The following is a 14356-nucleotide window of genomic DNA, read 5'->3' on the forward strand; positions in this document are numbered from 1 at the left end:
GGACCCGGACGTTTTCCAGAGTGATCGGAAGGGATCGGGCAGGTCGTGCCCGCTCTTCCCGATGAGCAGTACGAAGGCGTCAGCGGTCGGCGCGGTTGACGGCGGAGATGATCGCCTTCAGGGACGCGGTGGTGGTGTTGGCGTCGATGCCGACTCCCCACAGGGTCCGGGAGCCGTTCTCGCCGCCGACCTCGCACTCGACGTAGGACGCGGCCTTGGCGTCGGTCCCCGCGCTCATCGCGTGCTCGGTGTAGTCGAGGACCCGCACGTCGACGCCGATGCCGCGCAGGGCGTCACAGAAGGCCGAGATCGGGCCGTTGCCGACCCCCTCGATCTCGCGGATCTGCCCGTCCACACGGATGTCGGCGGTGATCACGTCCTTGTCGTCGACCGCCGAGGAGCCCCGGTGCGCCAGCAGGCCGAGGCGACCCCACGGCTTGGCCGGGTTCGGCAGGTATTCGTCGGTGAACGCCTCCCACATGGCGGCCGGCGTGACCTCGCCGCCCTCCGCGTCAGTCTGCGCCTGGACCGCCCGCGAGAACTCGATCTGCAGGCGGCGCGGCAGGTCGAGCTGGTGGTCGGCCTTCATGATGTAGGCGACGCCGCCCTTGCCCGACTGGCTGTTGACCCGGATGACCGCCTCGTAGCTGCGGCCGATGTCCTTCGGGTCGATCGGCAGGTACGGCACGGCCCACGTGAAGTCGTCCACCGGTACGCCGGCGGCGGCCGCGTCACGCTCCAGGTGCTCCAGGCCCTTCTTGATGGCGTCCTGGTGTGAGCCGGAGAAGGCGGTGTAGACCAGCTCGCCGCCCCACGGGTGCCGGGGGTGGACGGGCAGCTGGTTGCAGTACTCGACGACGCGCCGGATCTCGTCCATGTCCGAGATGTCGACCTGCGGGTCGATGCCCTGGGCGAACAGGTTCATGGCCAGCGTCACCAGGCACACGTTGCCGGTGCGCTCGCCGTTGCCGAACAGGCACCCCTCGATGCGGTCGGCCCCGGCCATGTATCCCAGCTCGGCGGCGGCCACGGCGGTGCCGCGGTCGTTGTGAGGGTGCAGCGACAGCACGATCGAGTCGCGGTAGGCCAGGTGCCGGTTCATCCACTCGATCTGGTCGGCGTAAATGTTCGGCGTGGCCATCTCGACCGTGGCGGGCAGGTTGATGATCACCTTGCGGTCGGGGGTGGGCTGCCAGACGTCGTTGACGGCGTTGCAGACCTCGACGGCGTACTCCAGCTCGGTGCCGGTGAAGGACTCCGGCGAGTACTGGAAGAAGATCTCGGTGCCGTCCATCTCGGCGGCCATCTTCTTGCACAGCTTGGCGGCCTCGACGGCGATGGCCGTGATGCCGTCCTTGTCCTGGCCGAAGACGACCCGCCGCTGCAGCGTGGAGGTCGAGTTGTACAGGTGGACGATGGCCTGCTTCGCGCCGCGCAGCGACTCGAAGGTCCGCTCGATCAGCTCGGGACGGGCCTGGGTCAGGACCTGGATGACGACGTCCTCGGGGATGCGGTCTTCCTCGATGATCTGGCGGACGAAGTCGTAGTCCGTCTGGGACGCGGCGGGGAAGCCGACCTCGATCTCCTTGTAACCCATGCGTACCAGCAGCTCGAACATCTTGAGCTTGCGGTGGCCGTCCATGGGGTCGATCAGGGCCTGGTTGCCGTCGCGCAGGTCGACAGCGCACCATTGGGGCGCCCGTTCGATGACCTTGTCCGGCCAGGTGCGGTCCGCCAGCCGGATGGGCTCGAACGGCGTGTACCGGTGGTACGGCATGGGGCTGGGCTGCTGTTGCGGGTACATCGTGCTCCTCGTGGACACGCCGGCGCGAGCATGGGAAGACAGGCATCATGAATCATGAAGAGAGGCTCGCCACCGGTAAAAGACCTGGGGCGGCCGACGCGCACGGCTGTCTCCGCGGCGAGGGAGCCGGCCTCTTACAGGCCCTCGCCGCGGCGGATAAGGAGAAGCCCGCGCAGCATGTCAAGCACATTAGCAGACGGTCCCGAATGCATCGGACGCCGCGGGTGCCGGAAACATAACCCGAAACCCGGGGGAAGGGGGTGAGCATGAGGGACGACGAGATCCTCGGCCGCATCGACGAGCTCATCGAGGAAGAGCACATCCTACGCAGGAGGCTCGCGGCGGGAGAGGTCACCACCGACGAGGAGCACGAGCGGATCAGGACCCTGGAGGAGGGGCTCGACCGGTGCTGGGATCTGCTCAGGCAGCGCCGCGCGAGCAGGGACGCCGGCGAGGACCCCGACTTCGCCGTCCCCCGGCCGGCCAGCGAGATCGAGGACTACGAGCAGTGACGACACGCGGCGTCCGGGGACGGGAGCGTGAAGCGGATAATCCGTTCGCACACCGGCGGGGTGATGCTGTTGTCTGGTGACCATGCACATCGAGCGCCTCGACCTCGCCGACCCCGGTGACCGCGTCGCTGGGCTGTACGCGGTCCACGAGGCCCTGGGGGATCCCGGAGCGCCGATGTCGCCGCGCCATTTCGCGTCCAAGCTGCGCGGCGGCTGGTCGGGCGAGCGCGCGGAGACCTGGGTAGTCGGGGTGGGCGGCGAGATCGCCGGCGGATGCACCTTGTACTACCCCGACGCCGACAACACCCATATGGCCAACCTGCCCCTTTTCGCCGTCCATCCCGACCGGCGGCGCCAGGGACTGGGAGGGGCGCTGCTCGACCTCGCGATCGACCGCGCCCGCGGCGAGGGCCGCCGTCTCCTCCTCGGCGAGGCCCCGACGGGCGGGCCGGGCGCGGGCTTCGCCGAGGCACGCGGTTTCACCCGGGCCACGGATGAGGCGCGCCGGGTCCTCGACCTGCGCACGGTCGACTGGGCGTCCTACGAGCTCATGCGGGCCGACGCCGCCCGTCATGCGCGGGGATACTCCCTCGAACGGTGGATCGGACCGGCCGGGGAGGAGTTGCTCGACGACATGGCCCTCCTGATGACGTCCATGAACGACGAGCCTCTGGGCGACCTCGACATGGAGGACCACCGCTGGACCGCGGAACGGTTCCGCGTTCTCGACCATGAGCACGCGCGCTCGGGTCTCACGAGCTACACCGTGATCGCCCGGCATGCCGAGAGCGGCGAGCCGGCGGGGTTCACCCGGCTCCTGGTGGACGCGGACGACGCGCGCGGATGGGCGCGGCAGGTCGAGACCGGCGTGATCCACGCGCACCGGGGCCACCGGCTCGGGACGGTGCTCAAACTGGCCAACGCCATCTGGTTCCACACCTGCGAGCCGGCCGTCGAACGCATCATCACCTGGAACGCCGATGACAACGCGTACATGCTGGCGATCAACGAGTCGATGGGGTTCCGGATCCTCGACACCTGGAACGGATGGCAGCTCCGCATCTAGTGCCCCGCCCGTCAATCTTTGCCCGGAAGGAGCGGTGTCCAGGGTGGTGCATCGCAAGGCGGAGGAGGAGGTCGTAGCGGAGCCTCCGGCCGACATTCCCGGGCCCCACGGAAGGTCCGAGCCTGCGAGGAGTTTTCGTGGGTGGGGCGACCAGGCGGCGAGGTGCCGCCCTGGGCGACGCGACGGGGCAAAGATTGACGGGCGGGGCACTAGAGCGATCCGACTGGGTGACGAACTGAGTAACAACGGCCATGGACGAGGCCGGACGACGCTGTGCGGCGTCCATCACGCCATCGCTCTGCAAGCGGTCGCCCGCGGCCTTGCCCAGGCCGCTGACGCCCCCGGTGATCAGGGCGGTGCGAGATGTCGTCATGGCGTTGACTCCACAGTTGGATTGGACGGTTCAGTGGGATTCGCGCGGCACGCGGTCGCCGCTCGAGCCGATGAGGAAATCCAAGTCGGCGCCAGTGTCGGCCTGCTGTACGGTCTCGACGTACAGCCGCTGCCAGCCGCGGTCGGGCCGGGCGAAGGCGCGCACCGCGGCCGGTGCCGGCTCGCGCGTGGCCAACTCCGACGCCGGGACGTCGACATCGAGCCGACGGGCTGCCACGTCGAGGGTGATCGTGTCGCCGGCCCGCACCCGCGCCAGCGGGCCTCCCGCCGCGGCCTCGGGCGCGACGTGGAGCACGACCGTGCCGTAGGCGGTGCCGCTCATCCGGCCGTCGCAGACGCGGACCATGTCCCGCACACCCTCGGCCAGCAGCTTCGAGGGCAGCGGGAGGTTGGCCACTTCGGGCATGCCGGGGTAGCCCTTGGGCCCGCACCCGCGCAAGACCAGCACCGAGTCCGCGGTGACGTCCAGGTCCGGATCGTCGATCCGGGCATGCAGGTCTTCGATGGAGTCGAAGACGACCGCGGGGCCGCGGTGGCGCAGCAGGTGCGGCGAGGCCGCGGCGGGCTTGATGACGGCGCCGTCGGGGGCGAGGTTGCCACGGAGGACGGCGATTCCCGCCTCTTCCCGCAGGGGTTTGCCGAAGGTGCGGATGACTTCGGGGTCGTGAATACGAGCTTCGCCGATGTGGTCAGCCAGCGGCCGTCCGGTGACTGTCAGCGCGGCGGGGTCGAGCAGGTGGCGGATCTCGTGCAGCACTGCGTGCAGGCCGCCGGCGCGGTACAGGTCGTCCATCAGGAAGCGGCCCGCCGGTTGCAGGTCGACCAGCAGCGGCACCCCTGACCCGGTGCGGTCGAAGTCGTCCAGGGTGAGGTGCACGCCGAGGCGACCGGCGATGGCCAGCAGGTGCACCACGGCGTTGGTGGAGCCGCCGAGCGCGGCCAGGGCCACGATGGCGTTGAGGAACGAGGCGCGGCTCATGACGTCGGTGGGTCGGCGGTCGGCCGCGACCAGCTCGACGGCGAGGGCACCGGTGGTGTGTGCGGCCTCCAACAGGCGACTGTCGGACGCCGGAGTGCCGGCAACGCCTGGCACCGTCATGCCCAGGACTTCGGCGAGCAGGCCCATGGTGGAGGCGGTGCCCATCGTGTTGCAGTGGCCCTTGCTGCGAATCATCGAGGACTCCGACTGGAGGAACTCCGCCTGACTGAGAGTGCCGGCCCGGACTTCCTCGCCCAGCCTCCACACATCGGTACCGCAGCCGAGGGGCGCCCCTCGGAACGTCCCGGTGAGCATCGGACCGCCGGGGACCACCACCGCCGGCAGATTCACCGAAGCGGCGGCCATCAGCAGGGAGGGAATCGTCTTGTCGCAGCCGCCGAGCAGCACCACGCCGTCGATCGGGTTGGCGCGCAACATCTCCTCGATGGCCATCGCGGCGAGGTTCCGCCACAGCATGGCCGTCGGCCGCACCTGCGTCTCGCCGAGGGAGACCACGGGCAGGTTGAGCGGAATCCCGCCCGCCTCGTACACGCCGTTCGCCACGCTCCGGCCCACCTCGTCGAGGTGAGCGTTGCACGGGGTCAGATCGGAGGCGGTGTTGGCGATCGCGATGTGCGGACGTCCGTCGAAGGCATGCGGAGGCAGTCCGCGCCGCATCCACGCCCGGTGGATGTAGGCATTCCGATCCGCGCCCCCGTACCACTGCGCACTACGGCCAGTAACCAAATGACACCATCTTCCAATAATCGGAATATATATCCGTTATTCGAAACCTGATCGCAGACTAGTCCCGCGACATCGGCAAGGGAAGCAGTGGAGCACCTCTTCTTCCAATTTTCGGAACGATGGTCTAACCTTCGGAACGTGAGCGAGGTAATGCCCGATGACGAGCCCAGACTCGTCGGATCCGACCGCGTCCTCGCAGTCCTGGCCGAGCTGGCCCGTCACCCCGATGGCATCGGCCTGGACGAGATGGCGCGCAGGGTCGCGAGCCCGAAGCCGACGGTGCACCGCGCGCTGGCCTCGCTACGCCGCGCCGGCTTCGCCGCGAAGCACACCCACGGTCGCTACGTTCTGGGAGACGAGTTCCTCCGGATGGCGTTCGCACACCATGAGGCACGGCCTGACCACGTGCGAGCCCTGCCCATCCTCACGGCGCTGTGCCAGCGGTACGGCGAGACGGTGCACTACGCGACCCTGGATGGCCCGGCGGTCGTCTACCGGGCCAAGCTGGACCCGCCGGTCGGCGCGGTGCGCCTGACGTCCGTGGTCGGCGGCCGCAATCCCGCCCACTGCACCGCCGTCGGCAAGGTCCTGCTCGCCGACGCCCTGCGCACCGAGCAGGACGTACGGGAATGGGCGGGCGATCATCCGCTCGCACGGCCGACCGAACGCTCGATCGGCACCGTCGAGGAGCTGCACGCCGCGCTGGTCCGCGTTCGCGAGCGCGGCTACGGCCTCGACGACCAGGAGAACGAGCCGGGCGTCAATTGCCTCGCCGTCCCGGTCTACCTGAACTCTCCCACTGCGCCCAGCGGCGCCATCAGCATCAGCGGCCTGGCCTACCGCACCCCACTGCACAAGCTCATCGACGATTTGCCCGCCATCCGGGCCATCGTCGCGGGACAGGAGCCCCCCGCCACTGTCCCGTCCCGATCCTGATCTTTCGGAGCATCCGTGTACCTCATGCGTGTCGGCGCCTTCGGCGCTGAAAAGCCTGTCGTCCGCGTCGACGACACCAGCTACGTCGATGTGTCCGACCTCGTCACCGACTTCGACGAGGCGTTCTTCGGCGCCGGCGGCTCGTCTCGCTTGGCCGTTCCGGTCGCCGAACGGATCGCCGCCGGCGCCGTCCACCCGTTCGGCGACCAGCGCATCGGCGCGCCGATCGCCCGACCGCACCAGATCCTGTGCATCGGGCTGAACTTCAGCGACCACGCCGCCGAGACCGGGCAATCCGTGCCGGACGAACCCATCCTGTTCACCAAGAGCCCCAACACGCTGGTCGGCCCGAACGACGACGTGCGCATCCCGCGCGGCGCCGGCAAGACAGACTGGGAGGTCGAGCTCGGCATCGTGATCGGCAAGCGTACGTCCTACCTCGATGACGTCAGCGCCGCCGCCGACGTCATCGCCGGTTACGTGCTCGTCAACGACATCAGCGAACGAGCGTTCCAGATGGAACGCGGCGGCCAGTGGTGCAAGGGAAAGTCCGCCGAGACGTTCAACCCGGCCGGGCCTTGGCTCGCCACGCCCGACGAGATCCCAGACGTACGCAACCTCGGCATGTGGCTGGACGTCAACGGTGTGCGGCGGCAGACCGGCTCCACCAAGACAATGATCTTCGATCCGTATGTGATTGTGCACTACCTGAGCCAATTCATGGTCCTGGAACCCGGTGATCTCATCAACACCGGCACCCCGCCCGGCGTCGGAATGGGCCACAACCCGCAGATCTGGCTGGAGCCGGGCGACGTCATGGAGCTGAGCATCGACGGGCTCGGCGTCGCGCGACAGCGCGTCGTCGGCCCCCGATAGGGCGCCGCCGTGCGCGCACTGGTGTTGACCGGGCCGCGCAAGGCTGAGGTGCGGGAGGTCGCCGCGCCGGTCGCCGCCGCCGGACAGGTGGTCGTCGACGTGGAACGGGTCGGCATCTGCGGCACCGACGTCGAGCTGTTCACCGGCGAGATGAGCTACCTCCACACCGGCGCCTCCTCATACCCGCTGCGACCGGGCCACGAATGGTCGGGGGTTGTCACGGCGGTCGGCGCCGGCGTCGACTCCGCCTGGCTCGGCCGGCGGGTAACCGGTGACACGATGATCGGCTGCGGGCACTGCCAACGCTGCCGGAATGGTCGACATCACGTGTGCCCGGACCGGCATGAGCTCGGCATCCGCGACGGCCTACCAGGGGCGCTCGCCGAGCGCCTCGCCGTGCCGGCCACCTCCCTGCACGCCCTGCCCGACACCGTGGACGCGACTCTCGGCGCCCTCGTCGAGCCGGGCGGCAACGCGCTCCGCAGCGTCCACGGCGCCGACCTTGCTCCCGGCGAACGGCTCCTGGTCCTCGGCACGGGCACCATCGGCCTGCTCGTCGCGTTGTTCGCCCGCGCCCACGGCGCCGACGTGCACCTCATGGGCCGCGACGATACCCAACTGCGTCTGGCCCGCTCGCTGGGCTTCGTGGGCACATGGACCCGGGACACACTGCCCCGTCTGCCGTGGGATGCGGTCGTGGACGCCTCGAACGCCGCGGCGCTGCCCGGGCTCGCCCTCGACCTCGTCGAACCGGCCCGGCGGATCGTCTGCATCGGACTGGCTGGAATGCCCAGCACCGTCGACACCCGGGACATCGTTCTCAAAGAGGTCACCGTGGTGGGTATCCTCGGGGCATCCGCGGGTCTGCCGGGCACCATCGACGCCTACGCGGACGGCTCCGTCGACCCCCGCCCGCTGGTCGCTTACACGGTTGGCCTCGACGATGTGGCCGACGCGCTGGACGGCATCCGTCCCGACGGCGTCGGCCCGGGCCCGAAAATCCATGTCGATCCCCGGCGTTAGGGGCATGAATGAAGCGCAAGCACGACGCCGCAGCACACTCGCATCGCCTTCCTCCTACCGACCCGACCACCCTTACCGCCCTCGACGCGGTCGCGCCCGGTTCGGTCAGAGCCAGGGCCAGCGACCGGCTGGGACTGGCGCACGACGCGTCGCACTATCTGCTCACCCCGCAGGCGGTGCTCGTGCCGCAGAACGCCGACCAGGTCGCGGCGCTCATGCGCGCCGCCGCCCAACTCGGCCTGGGTGTGACGTTCCGTTCGGGAGGAACGAGCCTGAGCGGGCAGGCCGGCACTGAGCAGCTGCTGCTCGACGTCCGCCGCCACTTCCGCGCCGTCGAGGTGCTCGACGGTGGCGCCCGGGTGCGGGTCCAACCCGGCGCCGTGCTGCGCCACGTCAATGCCCGGCTTGCCCCCTACGGCCGCAAGCTCGGCCCCGACCCGGCCAGCGAGTCGGCGTGCACCATCGGCGGTGTCGTCGCGAACAACTCCAGCGGCATGACCTGCGGCACCCACGCGAACACCTACCAGACGCTCGAGTCGATGACTCTCGTGCTGCCCAGCGGCACCGTGATCAACACCGCGGACGCCGACGCGGACGACCGGCTGCGCGCCCTGGAGCCCGCCCTGACCACGGCGCTGGAACGCCTGCGGGACCGCATCCGCGGCAATCCGGAGTCGGTCCGGCGGATCACCGCCCAGTTCGCCATGAAGAACACCATGGGATACGGGCTCAACAGCTTCCTCGACCACACCGCGCCCGCGCAGATCCTCGCCCACCTGGCCATCGGCAGCGAAGGCACTCTCGGGTTCGTCGCCGAGGCCGTGTTCCGGACCGTCCCGGTTCACTCCGCCGCGACGACCGGACTGGTCGTCTTTCCCACGCTGCGCCAGGCGATGGCGGTCATGCCGGATCTTGTCGCGGCCTCCCCTGCCGCCGTGGAACTGCTCGACGCGCAGGCCCTACGGGTGGCGCAGACCGACCCGCAGGCTGACCAGATGTTGCGTTCCCTGCCTGTGGACCGGCATGCGGCGCTGCTCGTGGAATGGCAGGAGCCCGACCCCGACCAGCTCGCCGTACGAGAGAAGGACGCGCAGCGGATCTTCGACGGTTGGGAGCTCGCCGTCCCGGCCCGTCTCAGCCGCGCCCCTCGCGACCGGGCCGGGCTGTGGCACATCCGCAAGGGCCTCTATACCGCCGTCGCCGGTGCCCGTCCCAGCGGCACTGTCGCGCTGTTGGAGGACGTGGCCGTGCCGGTGCCCGCGCTCGCCGACCTCTGCGACGACCTTTCCGAGCTGTTCGACCGGCACCGCTACGAACGCAGCGTCATCTTCGGTCACGCCAAGGACGGCAACCTGCACTTCATGCTCAACGAACAGTTCGGTGCGGGCGACGAGGTGCGCCGCTACGCCGACTTCACCGAAGAGATGGTCGACGCCGTCCTCGCCCGCGGCGGGACTCTCAAGGCCGAGCACGGCACGGGGCGGGTGATGGCACCGTTCGTGCGCCGGCAATACGGCGACGAACTGTTCGACGTGATGCGGGACATCAAGCGGCACTGCGATCCTGCCAGCGTCCTCAACCCCGGTGTGCTGCTCACCGACGACCCGCACGCGCATCTGCGCCACCTCAAGCCCGTGGTCAGCGTCGAGCCCGAGGTCGATCGGTGTGTCGAGTGCGGCTACTGCGAGCCGGTGTGCCCCAGCCGTGACCTGACCACCACTCCACGGCAACGCATCGTCCTGCGCCGGGAACTCGCCATCGCCCAGGCATCCGGCGACACGGCGCTTGTCCGGCAACTCGAACGCGAGTACCGCTACGACGCCGTGGACACCTGCGCCGTAGACGGCATGTGCGCCACCGCCTGCCCGGTGCTCATCAACACCGGCGACTTGACCAAGCGCCTGCGGGCCGAGCACAACGGCCGTGCCGTGCAAGGAGTGTGGAGCACCGCCGCACGCCACTGGGACGCCACCACCCGGGCCATGAATCAGGCCCTGGACATAGCCGCCGTGACGCCCACGTTGGCGGAGGCCGCGAGCAGGGCGGCCCGCGCGATCGGCGACCCCGACGTCGTGCCCGCCTGGAGCCGCGACCTGCCCCGCGGCGGCAGCCCGCGCCGCGCCGCGCCCGACCCAGCCGCTGACGCGGTCTACCTGCCGTCGTGCCTCAACACCATGTTCGCCCCGGCCGACGGCGGCCCCGGCGTCATGGCGGCGGTGCGCAGGCTCGCCGACCGCGCCGGAATCCGGCTGCACATCCCCGAAGGCGTGGGTGACCTGTGCTGCGGCACGCCCTGGTCGTCCAAGGGCCTGTCCGCCGGATACGAGATCATGCGGCGACGAGTCCGCGAGACCCTCGCCGTCGCCACCGACGACGGCCGGCTCCCGGTCATCGCCGACGCCGCCTCCTGCACCGAGGGCTTCCATCGCCTCTTCGCGGGCGGTGCACCCCACATCGAGGTCATCGACGCCGTGACCTTCGTGGCCGACCGCATCCTGCCCCACCTGCCGCCCGGCCGACGGCTGCCGTCGCTGGCCCTGCACCCGACCTGCTCCTCCGTCAGACTCGGACTCGACACCGCGATCGCCCGCATCGCCGACGCCATCGCCGAACGCGTCGTCGTCCCCGACGGCTGGCAGTGCTGCGGCTTCGCCGGCGACCGCGGTTTGCTGCACCCGGAACTCACCGCGTCGGCGACCCGTGGCGAGGCGCAGACGGTAGCCGACACCGAATACGCCGCCCACGCCTCTGTCAACCGCACCTGTGAGATCGGGATGACCCGAGCCACTGGCCGGACCTACCACCATCTGCTGGAACTACTCGACCAGATCACCGCCTAACTAGTCCTAACTCGGTTGCTGGCGATCGGCCGCCGATACATCGAGGCCGTACCGGTTGCCAGTTCTCGCCCCACCTGATCCACCTGGCGGCATCGTGGACTAAAAGCGCAGGTCATCCGCCATATAGCGGCGGAGGAGTCGGGAGGACGGGCGTCGCACTCTCAGCCGTGGACCGGCGAGGAGTGCGACGAGGATCTGGGCGGCTCCGGCGGCGACGAGAGTCGCCTCGGCGCCGACGATACCGATGATGGCGCCCCCGGCGAGCAGGCCGATGGACACCGCCCCGTCGTGCACGAGGCTCTCGGCTGCGAAGGCGGCCCGCCGGTCCGCGCCATCGGTGCGCGTGCTGATGAGCCGGTTGAGCGCACCGATGCCGAGCGGCATGGAGAAGCCGCCGAGCGCGGCCACGCACCCCAGGAGAACAAGGGACGACGCCACGGCGGGTATGGCCATGAACGCCACGCCGAGAACGACCCATCCGGTCGCCATCGTCGCGAGCGCCGGCAGTCTCGGGACGAGCACCGGCGCCAACAGCGCACCGGCGAGCGAGCCCATGCCGTACCCGGTCATGCCCGCCGAAATGAGCAGTCCGGGCGGCTCTTCGACCGGGACACGACGGGTGCTCGGCCGACGCCGGCCGGTCGTGCGCTGAGCGCCGAGGCGGCCCACGTTCTCGATCATCTGGGGCGGATCTTCGACCGCGCACGAGCCGCGGCGCAGGCCAGGACGTTCAACGTCGGCACCTTCAGCAGCCTCGCACCGTTGCTCTTCCCGGCGCTGGACGAGCTGTTCACGCTCCTGGCACCGGGCGACCGTGCCGCCAACGCCTTCACCCCGAGCACGCTGGCCCGGCTCCGAGCCATCAAGCGCGCCTGCGACCCACGAGGCACCTTCCGCAGCAACTTTCCCGTTCTCGGCTGACCGAAAAGTGTGTCCCCAGGCAACACCGGTCACGATCAGCTCAACCTCCGAGCGCGGTGAAGTCGTCCGGTGTCAGGCGGATGCGCCCGGCTTCCATGTTCTCCTCCAGGTGGCCGAGAGAACCCGTGCCGGGGATGGCCAGCATCACGGGCGAGCTCGCCAGCAGCCACGCGAGCGCGACCTGGGCGGTCGTCGCCCCATGCCGGGCCGTGACCGCCGCCATCGCAGTGGCGTCGATCGGACGGTGTCCGCCACCGAGCGGGAAGAAGGGCACGAAGGCGATCCCGTCCTTCTCACACTGCGCCGGCAGCTCGGCGTCACCCCGGTCCTGCACGTGGAAGCTGTTCTGCACGGCCGCCACCGGAGCGATCGCCCGCGCCTCGGCCAGCTGCGCGGCGTCGACGTTGCTGACGCCCAGGTGCCGGATCAGCCCCTCCTCGCGCAGTTCGGCGAGTGCCGCGAACCGGTCGGAGATCGACTCGCCGCCCGGGCCGCCCATGCCGCCGACCCGCAGGTACACGAGGTCGAGCCGGTCGACGCCGAGGCTGCGCAGGTTGTCCTCCACCAGGCCGCGCAACTGGGCCGGGCCCGCCTCGCCACTCGGAACACCGCTGGAGTCGAGCAACGGCCCGACCTTCGTCGCGATCACGAGGTCGTCTCCATAGGGGGCGAGTGCCATGCGGATCAGCTCGTTCGCCACCACCCCCGGCCTTCGGTAGAACCACGCCGTGTCGATGTGGTTCACCCCGAGCTCGACCGCGCGGCGCAGTACGGCGATGCCCGTCTCGGGGTCGCGAGCGGGTCCCTGGAAGGTGCCGGTCGGAAGCCGCATGGCGCCGAAACCGAGCCGGTGGACCGGAAGGTCTCCCCCGAGAAGGAATTCACCGGTGAGCGCGGCCGGGGTTACCGGGTCTGGGTGCGTGTTCGTCGTCATGTCGGTCAGCCTCGCGCAGATGAGAGGGCGGGCCAACGCGATGGCAGCAAGCTGCCATCGCCCATAGGTGGCCATAATGGGCGGGTGACAGCCGATCAGGTCATCACCGTCCACGGTGACGCGGAGCTCATCGCCCGGGCCGGTCACCTGTTCGCCGGTACTCAGCGCGAGTTCGTGTGCGCGGCCCGCGATCTCGACACGTGGTCCCAGCCTGACGCGCGGCAGGCGATCAGCCGACGGATGCGCGGGGCAGACACGTCCGGCATCACGGTCGACAAGCTCGTCAGCCCGGCCGCTCTGGCCGACGAGGCCGCGCGGTCGCACCTCCGCGAGGTCGCGACCAGGGGCGCACGGGTGCGGATCAGCTCCGCACCGCTGCCGCACGAGACGATCATCATCGACCGCCGGGTGATGATCCTCGCCGGACGCGGAGCGCCGGGCATGCGCGAGTTCACCGTGACCACCTCGCCCGTCCTGGTCGACGGGGTGTACTCCCTGTTCCGTGCGGCCTGGGAGACCGCCACCGATCTGGCCGCCTATCTCCGCGGTGACGTGCCGCACCTCGACGCCGGCAGCCGGGCCGTCCTCCGCGCTCTCGGCGCGGGATACACCGACGAGAGCGCGGCGAGACAGCTCGGCCTCTCGTTGCGCACCTACCGGAGACGCGTCGCCGAGCTCATGGCCACGCTGGAGGCTGATTCCCGGTTCCAGGCCGGGCTGCGCGCGGGCGAGCTCGGCCTCACCGGGTAACGGCCGGCCGCCCCACGCCCGGGCCGGGCGACAAGTGGTCCAGGAACTGGAGCCTTGAGGGGGCGCCGGGACTATCAGCCCGGGAATTTCCGCGATTCTGTCGTTCCCGGCTGCTATGAATTTCGCCATCACCCCCGACGATCAAGGGACGTCCGATGGCGTTGGTCACTTTCCGTGATGAGACCGCGACGGGCAGGGCGCTGGACGAGTTCACGCTGCCCGGCCTGCCCGGGCAGATCTCCGCCCGCGAGCTGGTTCGGCTGCGCGTGCGGGAGGAGGTCGCCCGGCACAACGCGGCCCCGTCGCACCGTTTCCGCGGCCTGGTCAGGCCGAGCGACGCCGAGGCCGAGCTGAACGGCTACCGGATGAGCACCGCCCGCAGGCTCGACTGGGAGCGGCAGGCCGACGCCGCGGAGGCGGCGTTCGCCCGCAACGGGTTCATCCTGCTGGTCGGCGAGCGGCAGATCGACGACCTCGACGAGGAGATCGACCTGACCCGCGACCCGGTGGTGTCCTTCATCAAGCTCGTCCCCCTGGTCGGAGGCTGACGTGGGTGTGATCGACGACGAACCGCG

13 protein-coding genes are annotated in these 14356 nt (G+C 70.0%); 9 read left to right on the plus strand and 4 right to left on the minus strand.

Translation table 11 applies throughout. The features are described from left to right. Positions 1–79: 79 nt before the first annotated feature. Positions 80–1804, minus strand: a complete 1725-nt coding sequence (leuA, locus tag QSK17_RS09760) for a 2-isopropylmalate synthase (RefSeq protein WP_285704241.1) — start codon at positions 1802–1804, stop codon at positions 80–82. 266 nt (positions 1805–2070) lie between these two features. Between leuA and QSK17_RS09765 the strand changes: the two genes are divergently transcribed. Both QSK17_RS09765 and QSK17_RS09770 read left to right on the plus strand, forming a co-directional pair. After that, positions 2071–2316, plus strand: coding sequence for a DUF2630 family protein (locus QSK17_RS09765; RefSeq protein WP_285704242.1), 246 nt, complete (start codon positions 2071–2073; stop codon positions 2314–2316). An 82-nt stretch (positions 2317–2398) separates the two neighbouring features. Further along, entirely contained in the window at positions 2399–3382 is a 984-nt protein-coding gene (locus tag QSK17_RS09770) for a GNAT family N-acetyltransferase (RefSeq protein WP_285704517.1), read from the plus strand. Between the two features lie 403 nt (positions 3383–3785). Here the strand turns inward: QSK17_RS09770 and QSK17_RS09775 are convergent, their stop codons facing one another. Further along, a complete protein-coding gene (locus tag QSK17_RS09775; RefSeq protein ID WP_285704243.1) occupies positions 3786–5501 on the minus strand; it encodes an IlvD/Edd family dehydratase in 1716 nt (571 codons plus the stop codon). Positions 5502–5639: 138 nt separating this feature from the next. On the opposite strand from QSK17_RS09775, the gene QSK17_RS09780 reads away from it, so the two are divergent. Genes QSK17_RS09780 through QSK17_RS09795 form a run of 4 tightly spaced genes read left to right on the plus strand, consistent with a single transcriptional unit; the run spans position 5640 to position 11176 of the window. Then, positions 5640–6437 carry an IclR family transcriptional regulator gene (locus QSK17_RS09780; protein ID WP_285704244.1) on the plus strand — a complete coding sequence of 266 codons (798 nt, stop codon included), beginning with the start codon at positions 5640–5642 and terminating at the stop codon, positions 6435–6437. A gap of 24 nt (positions 6438–6461) precedes the next feature. Continuing rightward, positions 6462–7313, plus strand: coding sequence for a fumarylacetoacetate hydrolase family protein (locus tag QSK17_RS09785; protein WP_352231784.1), 852 nt, complete (start codon positions 6462–6464; stop codon positions 7311–7313). A gap of 9 nt (positions 7314–7322) precedes the next feature. Further along, positions 7323–8336 carry a zinc-dependent alcohol dehydrogenase gene (locus QSK17_RS09790; protein WP_285704246.1) on the plus strand — a complete coding sequence of 338 codons (1014 nt, stop codon included), beginning with the start codon at positions 7323–7325 and terminating at the stop codon, positions 8334–8336. Positions 8337–8344: 8 nt separating this feature from the next. Further along, complete coding sequence (locus QSK17_RS09795; protein WP_285704247.1) at positions 8345–11176, plus strand: FAD-binding and (Fe-S)-binding domain-containing protein; 2832 nt, start codon at positions 8345–8347, stop codon at positions 11174–11176. Between the two features lie 99 nt (positions 11177–11275). On the opposite strand, the gene QSK17_RS09800 is transcribed toward QSK17_RS09795, so the two are convergent. Next, positions 11276–11857: an MFS transporter gene (locus tag QSK17_RS09800; RefSeq protein WP_285704248.1), complete on the minus strand. Its 582-nt coding sequence runs from the start codon at positions 11855–11857 to the stop codon at positions 11276–11278. A gap of 81 nt (positions 11858–11938) precedes the next feature. On the opposite strand from QSK17_RS09800, the gene QSK17_RS09805 reads away from it, so the two are divergent. After that, positions 11939–12097: a BBE domain-containing protein gene (locus tag QSK17_RS09805; RefSeq protein WP_285704249.1), complete on the plus strand. Its 159-nt coding sequence runs from the start codon at positions 11939–11941 to the stop codon at positions 12095–12097. A gap of 40 nt (positions 12098–12137) precedes the next feature. Here QSK17_RS09805 and QSK17_RS09810 read toward each other — a convergent pair whose 3' ends face one another. Continuing rightward, complete coding sequence (locus QSK17_RS09810; RefSeq protein WP_285704250.1) at positions 12138–13031, minus strand: oxidoreductase; 894 nt, start codon at positions 13029–13031, stop codon at positions 12138–12140. Between the two features lie 84 nt (positions 13032–13115). Here QSK17_RS09810 and QSK17_RS09815 point away from each other — a divergent pair, with 84 nt between their 5' ends. Continuing rightward, positions 13116–13781: a helix-turn-helix domain-containing protein gene (locus QSK17_RS09815; RefSeq protein ID WP_285704251.1), complete on the plus strand. Its 666-nt coding sequence runs from the start codon at positions 13116–13118 to the stop codon at positions 13779–13781. Between the two features lie 155 nt (positions 13782–13936). After that, complete coding sequence (locus QSK17_RS09820; RefSeq protein WP_285704253.1) at positions 13937–14329, plus strand: hypothetical protein; 393 nt, start codon at positions 13937–13939, stop codon at positions 14327–14329. Positions 14330–14356: the final 27 nt, after the last annotated feature.

The sequence above is a fragment of the Microtetraspora sp. NBRC 16547 genome (genome assembly GCF_030268965.1).
In the GTDB taxonomy this organism is placed as follows: domain Bacteria; phylum Actinomycetota; class Actinomycetes; order Streptosporangiales; family Streptosporangiaceae; genus Microtetraspora.

Bases quoted from the DNA above. Each gene is read 5' to 3' on its own strand.
- leuA (WP_285704241.1), bottom strand. From the start codon at position 1,804: ATGTACCCGCAACAGCAGCCCAGCCCCATGCCGTACCACCGGTACACG.
- QSK17_RS09765 (WP_285704242.1), top strand. From the start codon at position 2,071: ATGAGGGACGACGAGATCCTCGGCCGCATCGACGAGCTCATCGAGGAA.
- QSK17_RS09770 (WP_285704517.1), top strand. From the start codon at position 2,399: ATGCACATCGAGCGCCTCGACCTCGCCGACCCCGGTGACCGCGTCGCT.
- QSK17_RS09785 (WP_352231784.1), top strand. From the start codon at position 6,462: ATGCGTGTCGGCGCCTTCGGCGCTGAAAAGCCTGTCGTCCGCGTCGAC.
- QSK17_RS09795 (WP_285704247.1), top strand. From the start codon at position 8,345: ATGAAGCGCAAGCACGACGCCGCAGCACACTCGCATCGCCTTCCTCCT.
- QSK17_RS09800 (WP_285704248.1), bottom strand. From the start codon at position 11,857: ATGATCGAGAACGTGGGCCGCCTCGGCGCTCAGCGCACGACCGGCCGG.
- QSK17_RS09810 (WP_285704250.1), bottom strand. From the start codon at position 13,031: ATGACGACGAACACGCACCCAGACCCGGTAACCCCGGCCGCGCTCACC.
- QSK17_RS09820 (WP_285704253.1), top strand. From the start codon at position 13,937: ATGGCGTTGGTCACTTTCCGTGATGAGACCGCGACGGGCAGGGCGCTG.